The following is a 17,965-nucleotide window of genomic DNA, read 5'->3' as shown; positions in this document are numbered from 1 at the left end:
GACCGCACCGGCGTATCCGCCGTACTCCCCCTCGGGGGTGGGGGTCCGGGTGAGATCTCGTCAATGCCCGTAACGCGGGTGCAGCCCGCCGTAGGGTGAAGGCATGCCGGAGTTACCTCCGACCCCGTTGAAGCTTGTCCTCGTCGACGATCACGAGATGGTGCTGCACGGGCTCGACGCCATGCTCGGACATTTTCCCGACGAGGTCGTGATCGTCGGCCAGTCCACCACCGAGACCGCCGCGTTGCGGATGGTCGCCGAACATCGGCCCGATATCGTCCTGTGCGACGTGCGCATCGGCAAGGCCAGCGGCCTGGATCTGTGCCGCCAGATCACCCTGCAATATCCCGAGACCAAGGTCGTGCTGCTGACCGTCTACGACGACGAGCACTACCTCTACCAGGCGTTGCGCGTCGGGGCGTCGGGCTACATCCTCAAGCGGGTGGACGGGCGCGAACTGGTCGCTCAGCTGCGCCGCGTCCGCGAGGGGGAGACGGTGGTCGACGCCGCGCTGGCAGGCCGGGTGGCACTGGCCGCGGCCCGGCTCAGCGCAGGCCAGTTCTGGTCAGGGGCGCATCTCGGATTGACCCAGCGTGAGTCGGAAGTGCTGGGGCTGTTGGTCTCCGGTCATTCCAATCGGGCGGTCGCGAGCAAGCTGGTGGTCAGCGAGGACACCGTGAAGACCCATATTCGCGGGCTGTATCGCAAGCTGGGAGTGTCGGATCGCAGCGGGGCGATCGCGGTCGCGTTGCGGGAGGGTCTGTTCAAGTGAGCAATGCCGGCGGCGCGGTCCCCACGGCAGCGGAGCTCGCACCGGTGCTCGGCGCCGACGGTGTGCTGCTCTACGCCATCGACGGCCAGGACCTGAGCATCGTCGACATGTGGCCCCCGCATCCCTCGGCGGGTTCGTTGCGGCTGCAGGTCGGATTCGGGGTGACGGGTTTGGTGGCCCGTACCCGCAAGCCGGTGCTGCTCGACAATGATTCTCCACGTAATGCCCTGCACCGCAGGCTCTTACGGCTGGAGCCGCAACAGACCGTCGCCCGGATGTGCCTACCGCTCCCCGGACTGGAAGGTGACGTGGTCGGCGTGCTGGCGGTGCACCGTGACCCGCGGGAGCCGTTCGGGCAGCAGGACCTCGAGGGTGCGCAACAGTACGCCGCCGTGCTCGGGCTGTGGCTGCACGCGCAGCGCCTGTTCCGCACCGTCAACCGCCAGCGCACCGAACGGGACCGCCTGGTCGAGCAGGCGATCACCGCGCAGGAAGCCGAACGCAGGCGGATCGCCTTCGACCTGCACGACGGCGTCACCACCGCGCTGGCCTCGATGTCGTTTCACCTGTCCGCCGCCGACCTCACCGTCTCCGAACTCGTCGCCCACGTCGACGTCGCCGACGAGGCCAGCCTGCGTGATCTCGCCAGGGCCCGCGCCGAACTCGTCAGCGCCCGCGAACTGGCCGATTTCGCCTACAACGAAACCAGAGCGGCCATCTCGGGTCTGCACAGCCTCGTCCTCGACGACCTCGGCCTCGTCGCCGCGATCGAATCGCTGGTGCGCACGGTGAGCGGCGACGGCCCGCCGGCCATCGAGTTCCTGGTCGACCACGCCGCCGCCATCGACGACGTCCCCGACCACGCCGCCGCCACCCTGTACCGAATTGCCCAGGAAGCGCTCGCCAACGCCGTGAAACACGCTGGGGCGCAACGGATCGTGCTGTCACTGCGCCGAGTCGGGGATTCGGTCATCCTCGGTTGTTCCGACGACGGTGAGGGTTTCGACCCAGCCTCGCGCCGTGCGAACCGCGCCGCCGACACCGACGGCGAACAGCATTTCGGGCTGAGCTCGATCGCCGAACGCTGCGCCCTCATCGAAGCCTCGTTGCGGGTGGAGTCGATGCGGGGGCGCGGCACCACGTTGCTGGTGGAACTACCGCTGAAGTAGCCAACGAACGCAGCAGCGGTGCCCGAGGGGTAGCGCCGCTGCTGCGCGTTGCCGCCGCGCTCAGTCAGGGGCGCCGCCCCTACTCGGCGTGATCGGTGGCATCGGAGGCATTGCGGCAGTTCGCGAGCAGAACGTGCTGTGCCGCAGAGACTTCGGAGTCGGATCCACCCCAAGTATGCAGGGCCGCACTCACGAGTGCGCGTCCGAAGGAGAACGTCACAGGCCACGGCCGCTCGTCGAGGCGGGCGAGCTCGCTCAGGAACGCGCACGCCCGCGACGTGGGATGCCCACCCGACAGGAACGCGATCCCCGCCACCTCGGCGGGCACGAACTCACCCAGCACGGCGAAGGTGGCGGCCGCGACCTCGGCGGGCGGGATCGGCGCGGCGTCCAGGCCAGGGGTGACGAAGTTCGGCTTGAGCACGATGCCGGACAGGTCGACCCCGGCATCGACCAGCTCGGTGCACACCGCGCTCAGCGCGACGCGCGTCGCCCGTTCCGAGGCAGCCAGGGCGTGGTCGCCGGTGCACAGCACCTCGGGTTCGACGATCGGCACGATGCCGTGCTGTTGACACAGCGCGGCGTAGCGGGCCAGCGCGTGCGCGTTGGCGCCGGCGGAGTAGGGAGTGATCGTGTGCACGTCGAACACGGCCCGCCACTTGGCGAACGCGGCCCCGCGATCGGCGTAGGAAGCCAACCGGGCGCCGAGGCCGTCGAGCCCCTCGGTGACCAGCGCACCACCCTGGCCCGGTAGTGCGGTGGTGCCGGTGTCGACCTTGATGCCGGGCAGGATGCCGAGTTCGCGCGCCGCGATCGGGAACGGGCGTCCGTCGGCGAGATCCTGGCCGAATGTCTCGTCGCACAGGATGATTCCGCTGATCCACTCCGCCAGGCCGTCGGCGGTGAGCAGCAATTCGCGGTAGTCGCGGCGGGCCGTGGCGCTCGCGGGCACCCCTCGCTGTTCCAGGCGCGATGACATGGTCTTGATCGACTCGTCGGCGGCGAGAATGCCGCGGCCGCCGCTGGTCAGCTGCTGGGCGACGTCGGCGAGGGCGGTGGCGGGGAGTGTCGTCATGACGACCAGCATGCGAGCATCCGCCGCCGCCGTCCTCACCCCTTCGGGCGAGACCGGGTGTGAAACGCGGCCGCGCCCACCTGCTCGGGATCGCACAGGTGGGCCAGGAACAACCGGGTCGCCGAGGTCGGTTCCGGGGTGGTGCAGACATGCCACGGCCGGTCGAGAGGTGTTCCCGGTACGCCGTAGGACACCAGTTCGCCCGAGGCGAGTTGCTCGCGCGCCGCTTCCTCGTGCACCAGTGTGACGCCGAGTCCTTCCCGTGCGGCGGCCACGGCGGCACCCGAGGTGCCGAGGGTGAGCAGTGGCGGCGCGGCCTGCAACCGGCTCAGCAACGACAGCGCGGTATCGCGGGTGCCGGAGCCGATCCCGGTGAGCAGCCAGGGTGTGGTGAGCGGATCGCCGACCAGCCCGGGCCGCCCGACCAGCAGTAACCGGTTGGCCCGCCGGGCCGCGGTGACCAGCCCGGACCCACGCGGCGGCCGACCGGCCATGGCGATATCGAAGACATGGTCGGCGGCGCGGGCGAACAGCTCGCCGCGCGTGAGCACCGACAGCGACAGTTCGACATGCGGATGGGCCTGCGCGAACGTGGCCATCAGGACCGGCAGCACGTATTCACTGGCCGTCGCGACCGCCCCGATCCGCACCCGCCCACGGTCGGCGTCGTGCACCGCCCCGGCCGCTTCGGCGAGCAGCCCGAGCAGTCTGCGCACGTATCCGGCGAAGATCTCCCCCGAATCCGTCGCCACGATGCCGCGCCCGGATTTGCCGAACAGCGTGGTACCCAACGCTTCTTCGAGTGCCGTGACGGCCGCCGACACCGCAGGCGGTGTCACGTGCAACGTCGCGGCCGCAGCCCGCACGCTGCCCGTCTCGTACACGGCGAGAAAGGTGCGAAGCCGACCCCAGGTAGCAGCGGCGGGCAGATCCGGGCTGGCGAACATTATTCAACTATGCCTTAACAATTGTCAGGAAAGATTCCATTGTCGATGAACAGTCCGCGCCCACACACTGGAAATGCCTCTCCAGGCGTGACGCGAAAGGAACGGCGATGACGACGATCGACAACGACGGCGCGGCGATGAAACAGCGATGGGATCCGGGCGTGCAGAGCTACGCCGGAATGGGTTACTGGAACCCCGACTACCTCCCCAAGGACACCGATGTCCTCGCCGTCTTCCGGGTCACCCCCCAAGACGGCGTCGACCCCATCGAGGCAGCGGCCGCCGTCGCGGGCGAATCGTCCACCGCCACTTGGACTGTCGTATGGACCGACCGCCTCACCGCCAACAGCCACTACCAGGCCAAGGCGTACCGGGTCGACGAGGTTCCCGGCAGGCCCGGCGAGTACTTCGCCTACATCGCCTACGACATCGACCTCTTCGAGGAAGGTTCCATCGCGAACCTGACCTCCTCGATCATCGGCAACGTCTTCGGCTTCAAGCCGCTCAAGGCCCTGCGCCTGGAGGACATGCGCATCCCCGTCGCCTACACCAAGACCTTCCAGGGCCCCGCCCACGGCATCGTCATGGAACGGGAGATGCTCAACAAATACGGCCGCCCGCTGCTCGGCGCCACGATCAAGCCCAAGCTCGGCCTGTCGGCCCGCAACTACGGGCGCGTGGTCTACGAGGCCTGTCGCGGCGGGCTCGACTTCACCAAGGACGACGAGAACATCAACTCCCAGCCCTTCATGCGCTGGCGCGACCGCTTCCTCTACGCGATGGAGGGGGTGAACCGGGCGATGGCCGAAACCGGCGAGATCAAGGGCCATTACCTCAATGTCACCGCGGGAACGATGGAGGAGATGTACCGGCGGGCGAGCTTCGCCAAGGAACTCGGCAGCGTGGTGGTGATGATCGACCTCACCATCGGCTATACCGCGATCCAGTCGATGGCGCACTGGGCCCGCGAGAACGGCGTCCTGCTGCACCTGCACCGGGCCGGGCACTCCACCTACACGCGGCAGAAGACACACGGCGTGAGCTTCCGGGTGATCGGGAAGTGGTCGCGGCTGATGGGTGTCGACCACGTCCACGCGGGCACCGTCGTCGGCAAGCTCGAGGGCGACCCGGCCACCACCCGTGGCTTCTACGACACGTTGCGCGACAACAACGTTCCCCGCAATCTCGGCAACGGCATCTTCTTCGATCAGGACTGGATCTCGATGCCCGGCGTCATGCCGGTGGCTTCCGGCGGTATCCACGCGGGCCAGATGCACCAGCTCCTCGACCTTTTCGGCGACGACGTGATCCTGCAGTTCGGTGGCGGCACCATCGGGCACCCGTACGGCATCGCCGCGGGCGCCGAGGCCAACCGGGTGGCGCTCGAGGCGATAGTCAAGGCGCGCAACGAAGGTCGCGAGCTGCTGCTCGAAGGACCCGACGTGCTGCGTCGGGCCGCCAAGCACTGCACACCGCTGCAGGCGGCGCTGGACACCTGGGGCGACATCACCTTCGACTACACCAGCACCGACGCCCCCGATGTGGTGGCGACTCCGGTGCCCTCGATCTGACCAGGAGCATCCGATGAAACTGCGCTACGGAACCTTCTCCTACCTGCCCGACCTCACCGACGACGAGATCGCGGCCCAGGTGAAGTACGCCCTCGAGCACGGCTGGCCGGTCTCGCTGGAGTACACCGACGACCCGCACCCACGCAACGTCTACTGGGAGATGTGGGGGCTGCCGATGTTCGACCTGGTCGAACCGGACGGCGTGCTCGCCCAGCTCGCGGACTGCCGGGCCACCTTCCCCCAGCACTACATCCGGCTGCTGGCCTACGACGCGACCCTGGGCAGGCAGTCCACCGCGATGTCGTTCCTCGTCCAGCGACCCGCGCACGAGCCCGGCTTCCTGCTCGAACGCGTCGAGGGCCCCGACCGCACCCAGCGGTACTCGGTGAAGTCCTACGCCACCGCCCGTCCGACCGGCGATCGGTACGTGGGCGGGTGAACTGATGGACACACCAAAGGGATTCGGGTTCCACCGGCCGTCGGCGGGCGGCTCGGCGCAGATCGCGGCGGTCGAGGAGGAAACGCGGGAGCCGGCGATTCTCGGCGACGACGAGGTGCTCGATCTCTCGGCCGACGAGGCCGCGGCCAGGGTGGGTGACACGCTGGCCGCACTCGACGCCGAGCTGGTCGGCTTGGCCTCGGTCAAGCGCCGGGTGCGCGAGATCGCCTCGCTGCTCCAGGTCGACCGGGCGCGGCGTCGCTTCGGGCTCACCACCACGCGCCCCACATTGCACATGAGTTTCACCGGCGGCCCCGGCACCGGCAAGACCACGGTCGCGCTGCGGATGGCGGCGATCCTGCACGCGCTCGACTACATCAGGGCGCCGCGCGTGCACACCGTTACCCGTGACGACCTGGTCGGTCAGTTCATCGGCCACACCGCGCCCAAGACCAAGGAGGCGATCGCCCGTGCGGCCGGGGGCGTGCTGTTCATCGACGAGGCCTATTACCTGTTCCGGCCGGAGAACGAGCGGGACTACGGGCAGGAGGTCATCGAGATCCTGCTGACCGAGATGGAGAACGAGCGTGGCGATCTGGTGGTGATCTTCGCCGGCTATCCCGACCGGATGGCGACCTTCTTCGCCGCCAATCCGGGCCTGAGTTCCCGTGTGCCGCACCATCTCACCTTCGACGACTACGACCACGCGGAGCTGACCCAGATCGCGGGTCTGATGGTGGAGTCGGAAGGGTTCGCGTTCGACGACGACGCCCACAAGGCCTTCGCCGAGTACCTCACGCTGCGCATGGAGCAGCCCAGGTTCTCCAATGCGCGCAGCGTGCGCAATGCCATCGAACGGTGCCGGTTGCGGCAGGCCCGCCGGTTGGTCGCGCTCGACCGGCCACTGGGCAAGTCCGACCTCATCACCCTCACCGCCGAGGACGTCTACGGCAGCAGCGTCTTCGAGACATAACAGGACTGGGTCACGCGCGGAGCGGGAAGCCCGATAACCGACATCTATGAGGTGATCGGGCTTTCCGCTTTGACAAGGGTGGACAATGTGAGAAGCCTTTTGTCAGATATGCCGAACGCGCGGTGCCGCAGAACTGAAAAGAAGCTGACACATGACCTCGATCGAGGACCCAGAAGATGATCTGAGCGTGACCCCGCCCAAGACCTGGGCGGTCGGCGTTCCCGCGGTGAGGCACGCGATCGAGTACTCGCTCTCGCAGAACTCCCCGGCCCGCACCGCGCTCACCTTGCTCAACATCAATCAGACCAAGGGGTTCGACTGCCCGGGCTGCGCGTGGCCCGAGCCCAAGAATCGGCACCTGAACGAGTACTGCGAAAACGGCGCCAAGCACATCAACGACGAGGCGACCACCCGCCGCGTCACCAGGCAGTTCTTCGCCGAGCATCCCGTCGCCGAGCTCGACACCAGGTCGGACTACTGGCTCAACCAGCAGGGCAGGCTCACCGAGCCGATGGTGAAGCGGCCCGGCGCCACGCACTACGAGCCCATCGGCTGGGACGACGCGTTCGGCTTGCTGGCCGACGAACTGCGCGGGCTCGACAGTCCCGACGAAGCGCTGTTCTACACCTCGGGGCGGCTCAACAACGAGGCCGCGTTCCTGCTGCAACTGTTCGCCCGCGCCTACGGCACCAACAACCTGCCCGACTGCTCGAACCTGTGCCATGAGTCGAGCGGTTCCGCGCTGACGCAGACCATCGGTGTCGGCAAAGGCAGTGTGTCCCTCGAGGACATCTACGAAGCAGACCTGATCTTCGTCGTCGGCCAGAACCCCGGCACGAACCATCCGCGCATGCTGTCGGCGCTCGAGGAGACCAAACGCAACGGCGGCAAGATCGTGGCGGTGAACCCGCTGCCAGAGGCGGGGCTGATCCGGTTCAAGAATCCGCAGAAGGCACGCGGCGTAATCGGGCGCGGCACCGAAATCGCGGATATCTTCCTCAAGATCCGCCCCGGTGGTGACCTCGCCCTGTTCCAGATGCTGAACAAACTGCTCCTCGACGCCGAGGACGCGGCGCCGGGCACGGTGCTCGACCACGAATTCATCGCCGCGCACACCACCGGCTTCGACGAGTTCGCCGCGCACGCCGCGACGGTGAGCTGGGACCACGCGCTCACCGCGACCGGGCTGACCCGCGCGGAGATCGAGGCCGTTCATCAGCAGGTGCTCGCCAGCGAGAAGGTCATCGTGTGCTGGGCGATGGGATTGACCCAGCACAGGCACGGCGTGCCGACCATCCGCGAGATCGTCGACTTCCTGTTGCTGCGCGGCAACCTCGGCCGTCCCGGCGCCGGGGTGTGTCCGGTGCGCGGACACAGCAATGTCCAGGGCGACCGCACCATGGGCATCTGGGAGCGGATGCCACAGTCGTTCATGGACGCGCTCGGCAAGGAATTCGACTTCACCCCGCCCGCCGCGCACGGCCTCGACGCCGTCGGCTCCATCCGTGCCATGCGCGACGGCAAGGCGAAGGTATTCGTCGGTGTCGCAGGCAATTTCGCGCGGGCGACACCCGACAGCGAGGTGACCGAGACGGCCCTTCGGCGATGCTCGCTGACGGTGCAGATCTCCACCAAACTCAACCGCTCGCACACGATCTGCGGCGAGACGGCACTGATCCTGCCGACACTGGGCCGCAGCGATCGCGATATCCAGGCCACCGGCGAGCAGTTCTACACCGTCGAGGATTCGATGAGTCAGGTCCGCACGTCGCGGGGGCGCCTCGACCCGGCCTCACCCGACCTGCTGAGCGAGGTGGCGATCATCTCCCGGCTGGCCCGTGCCACGCTGGGGGCGGAGTCCACGATTCCGTGGGAGGAGTTCGTCGCCGACTACGGCACCGTGCGCGACCGCATCTCCCGGGTCGTGCCGGGGTTCGAGGACTTCAACGCCCGTATCGGCAAACCGGGCGGGATGCTGCTGGTCAACCCGGTCAACGAGGGCATCTACCGCACCGCGAGCGGCAAGGCGGAGTTCACCCGCAACGACTTCGACATGATCGACGCGCCACCGGGATACCTTGTGCTGCAGTCACTTCGGTCCCACGATCAGTGGAACACGATCCCGTACGCGGGCAATGATCGCTACCGTGGCATCCACAATGCTCGGCGGGTGGTGATGGTGAATCCTGACGACCTCGCCGAGCGAGGGATCGCCGACGGGGATGTGGTCGACATCGTCAGCATCTGGCACGACGGCACCGAGCGGCGAGCGGAGAAGTTCGTCGCCGTCGGGTATCCGGCCAGCCGTGGTTCGGCGGCCGCGTACTACCCGGAGACCAATGTGCTTGTTCCGCTCGACAGCGTGGCCGACGTCAGCAATACCCCGACATCGAAGGGCATCATCGTGCGGCTCGAACCCACGGTCTGACAAGGGCGCGGGAAGTCCTTGTAGAAGCTGACCACCCCGGGCACATCGGCGCGCGAGAGATTCAGCTCGGCGGCGACCAACCCCACGACCTCGGGTCGCCGCTATCCGCTGAAGAGCTTGAGTGCGGCTTTGACGGCGTTGAAGATCCCGTAGCCCAGCGGTAGTCCGACGACCAGCCAGGAGATCACGAGCTGCGCCCGGTAGCTGTGCGGTGCGGGATGTTCGGCTTCGATTCCGGTCATGTGGTGAGCTCCTTACCAGCGCGCCAAGGGATTTCAGGTACGGACGGGGGCCGGTACGGCCGCGCCGTCGGCGGCGTCGGTGACCGGCTGCTTCTCGTGCCAGCGCGCCGAGACCGGGCGCACGAGCAGGTTCGCGACGAACCCGATGGCCAGCACACCGACCATGATGAACAGCGCGGGCCGGTAGTCGCGGGCCACGAGCTGGCCCGGCTCGCCCTGGGCGTCGAGCACCCCGTTGACGATCAGCGGCCCGAGCACGCCCGCCGTCGACCACGCCGTGAGCAGCCGCCCGTGGATCGCGCCGACCTGGAAGGTGCCGAACAGGTCGCGCAGATACGCAGGCACCGTGGCGAAACCGCCGCCGTAGAAGGAAATGATGATCACGCACAGGATGACGAACAGCGCGGTGGCGTTCGACCCGATCAGCGCCAGCGCCAGATACGCCGCCATGCCGACGCCCAGATACATCGTGTAGGTGGGCTTGCGGCCCAGATAGTCCGAGGTCGTCGACCAGACGAACCGGCCACTCATATTCGCCACCGACAGCAGACCGACGAACCCGGCCGCCACCGCGGTGCTCACCGTGGACACTCCGTCGGCATCGCGGAAGAAGTCCTGGATCATGTCCGCGGCCTGCTCGAGAATGCCGATGCCCGCGGTCACGTTGCACAGCAACACAATCCACAGCAGCCAGAACTGCGGGGTCTTGATCGCATTGGCGGCCGAGACATTCGCGGTGGTCACCATCGGCTTGACGGCGACGGTCGTCGGATCGAAATTCGCGGGCTTCCAGCCGGGCGCGGGCACTCGCACGGTGAACACACCGAGCATCATCACGATGAAGTAGGCGATACCGAGGGTGATGAACAGCTTCATCACCGCGTCGCCACCGGCCTCGGCGCCGCCGAAACGGGCCAGCAGCTCCCGCGAGAGCGGCGCGGCCACCATGGCGCCACCGCCGAAGCCCATGATGGCCATGCCGGTTGCCAGACCCGGCCGATCCGGGAACCATTTGATCAGCGTCGACACCGGCGAGATATAGCCGAGGCCGAGCCCGATACCGCCGATGACGCCGTAGCCGAGATAGACCAGCCACAGCTGATCGGTGGCGATACCGGCCGCGGCCACCAGGAATCCCGACGACCAGCAACAGGCCGCGGTGAACATCGTCTTGCGCGGGCCGACGCGGTCCACCCAGGTGCCGAAGATCGCGGCCGACAACCCGAGCATCACGATCGCGATCGAGAAGATCAACCCGATCGCGGTGAGGCTCGAATCGAAGTGCTTGACCAGCGCGTCCTTGTAGACGCTCGTGGCGTAGGCCTGACCGATGCACAGATGGATGGCCAGCGCGGCAGGTGGGATCAGCCACCGGCTGTAGCCGGGGGGAGCGATGGTGTGCTCCCGGTCCAGGAAAGACAGCGCAGGCACTGCGCACCTCCTCGAGGTGTTGCTTGACGAGTGGGTCACGCCGCGTCGCTGATCGCGCTACGTCTTCTCGTGCCGAGAAAAGTAAGGCCGCTGTGTGATCAACGTCAAAGTCGAGATTTCGATGAATTGATAAGCGCGATCTATCAGAACCCCGCGGTGGCCGCCGCCCGACCGAAGTGTTGTTCGGGTGCCGACGCGACCAAGGCCTCCGTCTGACGCGCAGGCCGGGGGTCATAGATACACTCCCCTTATGTCCGTGCGCACCCGTCAGCCACTAGTTCCCGGCACCCAGTCGCCGATCCGGGAAGTTCCCCGCTCCATCGAGCGTCCCGAATATGTGTGGAAGAAGACCGCGAACGAGGGCAACGAGCCCTGGGTGCAGACCGCCGAGACCATCGAGAAGATGCGGATCGCGGGCAAGATCGCCGCGCGGGCACTCGACGAAGCGGGCAAGGCCGTGGTGCCCGGTGTCACCACCGACGAGCTCGACCGCATCGCCCACGAGTACATGTGCGACCACGGCGCCTATCCCTCCACGCTGGGATACAAAGGCTTCCCCAAGTCCTGCTGCACCTCGCTCAACGAGGTCATCTGCCACGGCATCCCCGACTCGACGGTGGTCGAAGACGGTGACATCGTCAATATCGACGTCACCGCGTTCATCCACGGCGTGCACGGCGACACCAACCGGACCTTCCTCGCCGGCGATGTCGACGAAGAGGTGCGCCTGCTGGTCGAGCGCACCGAAGAGGCCACCAACCGGGCCATCAAGGCAGTGAAGCCGGGTCGGGCCCTGAATGTGGTCGGCCGTGTGATCGAGGCCTATGCCAACCGCTTCGGCTACGGCGTGGTGCGCGACTTCACCGGCCACGGCGTCGGCCCCACCTTCCACAGCGGTCTGGTGGTGCTGCACTACGACCAGCCCAGCATCGAATCGGTCATCGAGCCCGGCATGACCTTCACGATCGAGCCGATGATCAACCTCGGCGGCATCGACTACGACATCTGGGACGACGGCTGGACCGTGGTCACCCAGGATCGCAAGTGGACGGCGCAGTTCGAACACACCCTCGTTGTCACCGAGACGGGCGCGGAAATCCTGACCCTGCCGTGAGCGCGTCCCTGCGCGGCGCGCTGTTGATCGCGGGTACCACCTCCGATGCCGGGAAAAGCGTTGTGGTGGCGGGTATCTGCCGGATGCTGGCGCGGCGTGGGGTGCGGGTGGCGCCGTTCAAAGCGCAGAACATGTCCAACAACTCGGTCGTCACGCTCGACGGCGGGGAGATCGGGCGCGCGCAGGCCTTGCAGGCGCGCGCGTGTGGGCTCGAGCCCAGCGTGCGTTTCAATCCGGTGCTGTTGAAGCCCGGTAGTGATCGCCGCTCGCAGTTGGTGGTTCGCGGCAAAGCCGTCGGGACGGTCGGTGCGCGTGACTATTTCACTCGCCGGCAGGAGTTGCGTGAAGTCGTCGCGGCCGAATTGGCTTCGTTGCGTGACGAATTCGACGTCGTGATCTGTGAAGGCGCGGGCTCGCCCGCCGAAATCAACCTGCGCGCCACCGATCTCGCGAATATGGGGCTGGCGCGTGCCGCTGACATTCCTGTCCTGGTGGTCGGCGACATCGACCGGGGCGGTGTCCTCGCGCACCTGTTCGGCACCGTGGCGGTGCTGGAACCCGAAGACCAGCAACTCATCTCGGGATTCCTCATCAACAAATTCCGCGGCGACGTCTCCCTGCTGCAACCCGGCCTCGATCAACTCACCACGCTGACCGGCCGCCCCACCTTCGGTGTCCTGCCCTTCGCCGAAGACCTCTGGCTCGACGCCGAGGACTCCCTCGGCACCATCTCCGGCGCTCCCGTCGGCCGCCCCGGCCCACCCCACGGCACCGACTGGCTCACCGTGGCCGCCGTCCGCCTGCCTCGAATCTCCAACTCCACCGACATCGAAGCCCTGGCCTGCGAACCCGGCGTCTCGGTCCGCTGGGCCGACAGTCCCCACCAGCTGACCGCCGCCGATCTCGTGGTCATCCCCGGCAGCAAGGCGACCGTCTCCGACCTGAACTGGTTGCGCGCCAACGGGATAGCCGATGCTCTCCGAGATCGCGCCGCGGCAGGGCGCCCCATCCTCGGCATCTGCGGCGGTTACCAAATGCTCGGCCGCCGAATCACTGACGGTGTCGAGCACGTGACGTCCGAGGCATCACCAGCGCCTACTTCGGCAGCGGAAAGCGCCGCGGCGCCGCGCCCCAGCGTGGTGGACGGTCTCGGCCTGTTCGACCTCGACATCGAGTTCGCGGACCCGAAGATCGCCCGTCAGGTGACCGGCACCGCGGGCTCGAACACCCTGCACGGCTACGAGATCCACCACGGCAGAGTCACCCGCACCGCCGATCCCTCCTGGCTGACCATCGACGACGACCCCGAAGGCAGTGCGCGAGCATCGATCTGGGGCACCCATGTCCACGGCCTCCTCGAATCCGACGAGTTCCGCCGCAGCTGGCTCACCGAGGTCGCCGCCCGAGCCGGTCGCACCGGCTTCACCGTCGCCCCCGGCACCTCGGTCACCGCCGTCAGATCCGCCCAACTCGACCTGCTCGCCGACCTCATCGAGAAACACGTCGACCTCGCAGCGCTGGACCACCTGATCTGCACAGGCGCCCCGGCCGACATCCCGCTGATCCGGACCGGGATCCGCGCTGCCCCGTGACCTGCCCGCCGCGCGGAACCCGGCAGTGTTGGTGGGCCGACGGTGGCGGGCCGGGAGATCGGGGCCGATGCGTGGCGTCGATCGCTGAGCGTGCGGTGGTGTGCGGCCCGTCTCGCCTCACAGCTCGGTGCGCGGCGTTGTGACAGGTTTGGCAATTTCGCCGGTATGGGCAGTGAAAGCCCAGTACACGGGGGTGTGGAGATCGGCGGGGCGCGTCGGAACAGGCCTCGTTGTTCAGGCTGGACGTGTACCGTAACCCGGCATGAAATCTCGGCAGATCACGGTCGGTGACCAGGCCTGGACGGTGCGGGTCGACGGACCTTCTTCGCGGCACAATGTGCTGCTGCTTCCCGATGCGGACGACCCTGCCGACGTGTTCGACGAGGTGTGCGCGCGGCTGCACGAATCCGACCTGCAGACCGTTGTCGTGGAGTCTGTCGGGGGGCTCGAGCCCGCGGGGGTGCTCGCGATTCTCGACGAGCTCGAACTGCCCTACGTGAATGTCGCCGGGCGTGGGTCGGGTGCGGCGTTGGCGTGGCGGGTGTGCGCGGGCCGGTTCGGGCGGTTCATGAGCCTGGTCGTCGCCGACCACGGGCATCCTGCCGTTCCCGACGCCGATGGCACAGTTCCCGATGCCTCCTGCCCGCCGCTCGAGCTGCCCGTCACCATGCTGGTCACCAAGAGCCTGCCCCGCGCCACCGCCGACGCGTCCGGTCGCTACGTCTACGGCGAATTCCGGGTGGTCCCTTTGGAAGTCGACAACATCGCCACCGAAGCAGGCCACGAACTCGCCACCGAAATCGTCCTGCGCACCAGTCTCTGGTAGCCACTCGACAGGCCGATCAGCCCGGCGCAGGCCGAGATCACCAGGCCTTGGCGTCGAGCGATACCCACGCCGAGGCCTGGTGGCGTCTGTCCGATCAGGACTTGCGGTAGGCCGCCAGCCAGTCGAGCCAGTTGTCGGTTTCCTGGAATGCGTTGGCGCGCACCGCCTCTGACGACAGGAAAATGTCGTGACGGGCGCCGTCGATCGGGACGATCGAGGTGCGCTCGCCCAGACAGCCCGCCCAGCGCTGGATCTGCTTGACGTCGAGCACGGCATCGGCCACGTCGACGGCGGGGGAGTGCTCGCGGGCAAACTTGGTGATCCGTGAGCGCAGGATCAGCGCGGGCACGCCGATGGTCAGCCCCTGGTGCAGGCGGGCGTGTCCCCGGCGGATGGCGCGCAGCCAACCCAGGCGGACCGGTTCACCGCTGAGCGGCTTCCAGTCGAGGTTGTAATCCCACTCACCCGCGCGGCTGGTGTGCAGGCTGTCGCCGTAAGCGGTACTGACACCGGCGGGCAGCTGGGCGAAGGCGCGGAACCTGCCGACCGCGTGGATGACGGGGGTGCCGATGGTGCGGTAGAACGACGGTCCCTGCAGGTCGAACCAGGGGCTGTTGAGCACGACCCCGACCACACCCGCCGCCGCGCTGCCCCCGGCTGCCTCTAGCCGGTCCAGCCACAGCGGCACGATCAGCCCACCGGTCGAATGCGCGACGATCAGCACATCGTTGCCGGTCTCGGCGCGCGCGATCCGCAGCGCCTCGTTCAGTTCGTCGTCGTAGAAAGCCAGGTCGCTGACGTAGTGCGCGCTCTGCCCATCGCGCCGCGAACGACCGCATTTGCGCAGGTCGAGAGCATAGAACCGGTGGCCGCGCGCCGCGAAGTGCTCGGCCAGGTGCTCCTGGAAGAAGTAGTCGGTGAACCCGTGCACGTAGAGCACGGTCGGTTCGACCGCCGGTGCCGCGGCGTCGGGCAGATAGCGCACCAGCGTGGCCACGACGTCGCCCTCGCCGTCGGGGTCGACACCGAGTGGCAGAGTCCGCTGCTGATAGGCGGTGCCGAGGACATCGGGCTGCCACTGCGCCGCGGCGAGGGTTTCGTTCGTCACACTGCTCAATCTATCTCGCGGTCGTAGCGACGTGCAGTGTTGGTTTGCGTCACATTAGGGACCTCCGTTGCAGAAGTCCGATCAGCGCAGGTGCACAATTGGGGTCAGGTGAACGACGGGTAACCTACCTCCCGGCGATTCACCGAGAGTCGCATGAACACCGCCAAAGCGCCCGCGCCAAGCGAACTCACCCGCCGGTGGGTAGCTGAGAAGGACAAGGAAGTCGATCTACCCGTGCCGAACGCTGCGAAGAGTGAAAAGACCGATGTAGTTCTCATCGGCGCAGGCATCATGAGTGCCACGCTGGGCGCGCTGCTGCGGCAGCTGCAGCCGGACTGGACGATCTCGGTGTTCGAGCGGCTCGACGCCGCCGCCGCGGAGAGCAGCGACCCGTGGAACAACGCGGGTACCGGCCACTCGGCGCTGTGCGAGCTCAACTACAGCCCGCAGAACGCCGACGGCTCGGTCGACGTGAGCAAGGCCGTCGACATCAACGAGCGCTTCCAGGTCTCGCGCCAGTTCTGGGCCTCGGCTGTCGACACCGGCGTCCTGGACGACCCCTCGGGCTTCATCAACCCCATCCCGCACGTCAGCTTCGTGCACGGCGCCGACAACGTCGACTACCTGCGCAAGCGCTACGAGGCACTCGCCCCGCACCCGCTGTTTCGCGGCATGGAGTACATCGACACCCCCGACGAGTTCGCCGCGCGCCTGCCGCTGATGGCCAAGGGCCGCGACTTCAGCGACCCGATCGCGCTGAACTGGTCCGACGGCGGCACCGATATCGACTTCGGCGCGCTCACCAAGCAGCTGCTCGCCTACATCGGCTACTCCGGCGGCGAGATCGGCTTCGGTACCGAGGTCCGCAACCTCGACAAGCAGTCCGACGGTTCCTGGAACGTCACCGTGCGCAACCTGCGCACCTACCGGTCGCGCACCATCAACGCGAAGTTCGTCTTCGTCGGCGCCGGTGGTGGCGCGCTGCCGCTGCTGCAGAAGGCCGGTATCTCCGAGGCCAAGGGCTTCGGTGGCTTCCCGATCAGCGGCCAGTTCCTGCGCTCCACCAACCCTGAGCTGATCGCCGCGCACGAGGCCAAGGTCTACGGCAAGGCCGCCGTCGGCGCGCCGCCCATGTCGGTGCCGCACCTCGACACCCGCGTGATCAACGGCCGCAAGGGCCTGCTGTTCGGCCCCTACGCCGGCTGGACCCCCAAGTTCCTCAAGGACGGTTCCAACACCGACCTGTTCAAGTCGATCAAGCCGAACAACATCGCTTCGCTCGTCGGCGTCGGTCTCACCGAGATGGGCCTGACCAAGTACCTGGTCGAAGAGCTGCTCAAGTCGCAGAACGGCAAGGTGGGCGTGCTCGGCGAGTTCCTGCCGCGTGCGCAGGGCCGCGACTGGGAGCTGATCACCGCCGGTCAGCGCGTGCAGGTCATCCGTCGTAAGGGCGCCGGTGGGGTGCTCGAGTTCGGCACCGCGGTCATCTCCGCCGAGGACGGCTCGATCGCCGGTCTGCTCGGTGCGTCGCCGGGTGCCTCGACCTGTGTCACCGCCATGCTCGACGTGATGCAGCGGTGTTTCCCGCAGCAGTACGCGGGCTGGACGCCGCAGCTGCAGACGATGATCCCCTCGCTGGGGCAGAAGCTGTCGGAGAACCAGGCCCTGTTCCAGGAAGTGTGGGACTGGACCAGCAAGTCGCTGAAGCTGGACCGCGACAACGCGCCTGCACGCGAGCAGGTCTCGAGCCTCGCGCAGGTGTGAGTGCCGAACTGAGGCGGTCGTGGGCGGCGGATCTCGATACCGCCACCCTCTACCGGCTGTTGCGACTGCGTGTCGAGGTGTTCGTCGTCGAGCAGGAATGCGCCTATCCCGAGTTGGACGGGCGTGATCTGCTCGCGGCGACGCGGCATTTCTGGCTCGACGACGGCGGTGAGATCGTCGGTACGTTGCGGCTGCTCGAAGAGGTTGTCGACGGTGTGACGAGTTGCCGGATCGGGCGGGTGTGCGTAGCGGTGAACGCCCGTAAGCACGGGTACACGACCCGGCTGATGCGGGCCGCGCTCGCTGAAATCGGTTCGGTCACTGTGCGATTGGATGCTCAGTCGCATCTGGTCGGGATGTACGCGAAGTTCGGGTTTGTCGTCGATGGGGCGGAATACGATGACGACGGGATCATGCACGTGCCGATGCGGCGGGGTTAGTTCGTTCGCTGTCGCGCCGGTGGGTGGGGGTGACCGGGGTTTGAGTAGTCCCAGATGGTTTGACGCTGTGTTTA

The 17,965-nt window shown here is 67.3% G+C and carries 16 protein-coding genes; 11 read left to right on the top strand and 5 right to left on the bottom strand.

Going from position 1 to position 17,965, the window contains the following annotated elements; translation table 11 throughout:
• Window positions 1-103 precede the first annotated feature (103 nt).
• Complete coding sequence (locus tag ACQHI0_RS19090) at window positions 104-772, top strand: response regulator (RefSeq protein ID WP_427903221.1); 669 nt, start codon at window positions 104-106, stop codon at window positions 770-772.
• The gene (locus ACQHI0_RS19085; protein WP_427903220.1) at window positions 769-1,941 is read left to right on the top strand and encodes a GAF domain-containing sensor histidine kinase; all 1,173 of its coding nucleotides are present in this window, start codon (window positions 769-771) and stop codon (window positions 1,939-1,941) included. The genes ACQHI0_RS19090 and ACQHI0_RS19085 overlap by 4 nt, the downstream gene beginning before the upstream one ends.
• 79 nt (window positions 1,942-2,020) lie before the next feature.
• On the opposite strand, the gene ACQHI0_RS19080 is transcribed toward ACQHI0_RS19085, so the two are convergent.
• Both ACQHI0_RS19080 and ACQHI0_RS19075 read right to left on the bottom strand, forming a co-directional pair.
• Window positions 2,021-3,016 (bottom strand): class I fructose-bisphosphate aldolase, encoded by a 996-nt coding sequence (locus tag ACQHI0_RS19080; RefSeq protein ID WP_427903219.1) that lies wholly within the window; start codon window positions 3,014-3,016, stop codon window positions 2,021-2,023.
• A 35-nt stretch (window positions 3,017-3,051) separates the two neighbouring features.
• Complete coding sequence (locus ACQHI0_RS19075) at window positions 3,052-3,963, bottom strand: LysR family transcriptional regulator (RefSeq protein WP_427903218.1); 912 nt, start codon at window positions 3,961-3,963, stop codon at window positions 3,052-3,054.
• A gap of 107 nt (window positions 3,964-4,070) precedes the next feature.
• On the opposite strand from ACQHI0_RS19075, the gene ACQHI0_RS19070 reads away from it, so the two are divergent.
• From ACQHI0_RS19070 to ACQHI0_RS19055, 4 genes are all read left to right on the top strand, one after another.
• Complete coding sequence (locus tag ACQHI0_RS19070; RefSeq protein WP_427903217.1) at window positions 4,071-5,534, top strand: form I ribulose bisphosphate carboxylase large subunit; 1,464 nt, start codon at window positions 4,071-4,073, stop codon at window positions 5,532-5,534.
• Between the two features lie 13 nt (window positions 5,535-5,547).
• Window positions 5,548-5,973, top strand: a complete 426-nt coding sequence (locus ACQHI0_RS19065) for a ribulose bisphosphate carboxylase small subunit (protein WP_427903216.1) — start codon at window positions 5,548-5,550, stop codon at window positions 5,971-5,973.
• A 4-nt stretch (window positions 5,974-5,977) separates the two neighbouring features.
• Window positions 5,978-6,946 (top strand): AAA family ATPase, encoded by a 969-nt coding sequence (locus tag ACQHI0_RS19060; RefSeq protein ID WP_427903215.1) that lies wholly within the window; start codon window positions 5,978-5,980, stop codon window positions 6,944-6,946.
• A gap of 151 nt (window positions 6,947-7,097) precedes the next feature.
• Complete coding sequence (locus ACQHI0_RS19055) at window positions 7,098-9,374, top strand: FdhF/YdeP family oxidoreductase (RefSeq protein ID WP_427903214.1); 2,277 nt, start codon at window positions 7,098-7,100, stop codon at window positions 9,372-9,374.
• A gap of 101 nt (window positions 9,375-9,475) precedes the next feature.
• Here the strand turns inward: ACQHI0_RS19055 and ACQHI0_RS19050 are convergent, their stop codons facing one another.
• The gene (locus ACQHI0_RS19050; protein ID WP_427903213.1) at window positions 9,476-9,616 is read right to left on the bottom strand and encodes an MFS transporter small subunit; all 141 of its coding nucleotides are present in this window, start codon (window positions 9,614-9,616) and stop codon (window positions 9,476-9,478) included.
• 33 nt (window positions 9,617-9,649) lie between these two features.
• Complete coding sequence (locus ACQHI0_RS19045; protein ID WP_427903212.1) at window positions 9,650-11,047, bottom strand: OFA family MFS transporter; 1,398 nt, start codon at window positions 11,045-11,047, stop codon at window positions 9,650-9,652.
• Between the two features lie 250 nt (window positions 11,048-11,297).
• On the opposite strand from ACQHI0_RS19045, the gene map reads away from it, so the two are divergent.
• The 3 genes from map to ACQHI0_RS19030 all read left to right on the top strand — a co-directional run bounded on the left by map (window position 11,298) and on the right by ACQHI0_RS19030 (window position 14,579).
• The gene (map, locus tag ACQHI0_RS19040; RefSeq protein ID WP_427903211.1) at window positions 11,298-12,161 is read left to right on the top strand and encodes a type I methionyl aminopeptidase; all 864 of its coding nucleotides are present in this window, start codon (window positions 11,298-11,300) and stop codon (window positions 12,159-12,161) included.
• Window positions 12,158-13,753 carry a cobyric acid synthase gene (locus ACQHI0_RS19035; protein ID WP_427903210.1) on the top strand — a complete coding sequence of 532 codons (1,596 nt, stop codon included), beginning with the start codon at window positions 12,158-12,160 and terminating at the stop codon, window positions 13,751-13,753. The genes map and ACQHI0_RS19035 overlap by 4 nt, the downstream gene beginning before the upstream one ends.
• 262 nt (window positions 13,754-14,015) lie before the next feature.
• Window positions 14,016-14,579: an alpha/beta hydrolase gene (locus ACQHI0_RS19030; RefSeq protein WP_427903209.1), complete on the top strand. Its 564-nt coding sequence runs from the start codon at window positions 14,016-14,018 to the stop codon at window positions 14,577-14,579.
• 94 nt (window positions 14,580-14,673) lie between these two features.
• Here the strand turns inward: ACQHI0_RS19030 and ACQHI0_RS19025 are convergent, their stop codons facing one another.
• Window positions 14,674-15,687, bottom strand: coding sequence for an alpha/beta hydrolase (locus ACQHI0_RS19025; RefSeq protein ID WP_427903208.1), 1,014 nt, complete (start codon window positions 15,685-15,687; stop codon window positions 14,674-14,676).
• Between the two features lie 153 nt (window positions 15,688-15,840).
• On the opposite strand from ACQHI0_RS19025, the gene mqo reads away from it, so the two are divergent.
• Together mqo and ACQHI0_RS19015 are read left to right on the top strand one after the other, a co-directional pair.
• Window positions 15,841-17,451 (top strand): malate dehydrogenase (quinone), encoded by a 1,611-nt coding sequence (gene mqo / locus ACQHI0_RS19020; protein ID WP_427903207.1) that lies wholly within the window; start codon window positions 15,841-15,843, stop codon window positions 17,449-17,451.
• A complete protein-coding gene (locus ACQHI0_RS19015; RefSeq protein WP_427903206.1) occupies window positions 17,448-17,891 on the top strand; it encodes a GNAT family N-acetyltransferase in 444 nt (147 codons plus the stop codon). The genes mqo and ACQHI0_RS19015 overlap by 4 nt, the downstream gene beginning before the upstream one ends.
• Window positions 17,892-17,965: the final 74 nt, after the last annotated feature.

This window comes from Nocardia sp. FBN12 (genome assembly GCF_050320175.1).
Classification (GTDB): domain Bacteria; phylum Actinomycetota; class Actinomycetes; order Mycobacteriales; family Mycobacteriaceae; genus Nocardia.
Note: the sequence above shows the minus strand (reverse complement) of the source record. Positions and strands in the feature narration are given on the sequence as shown.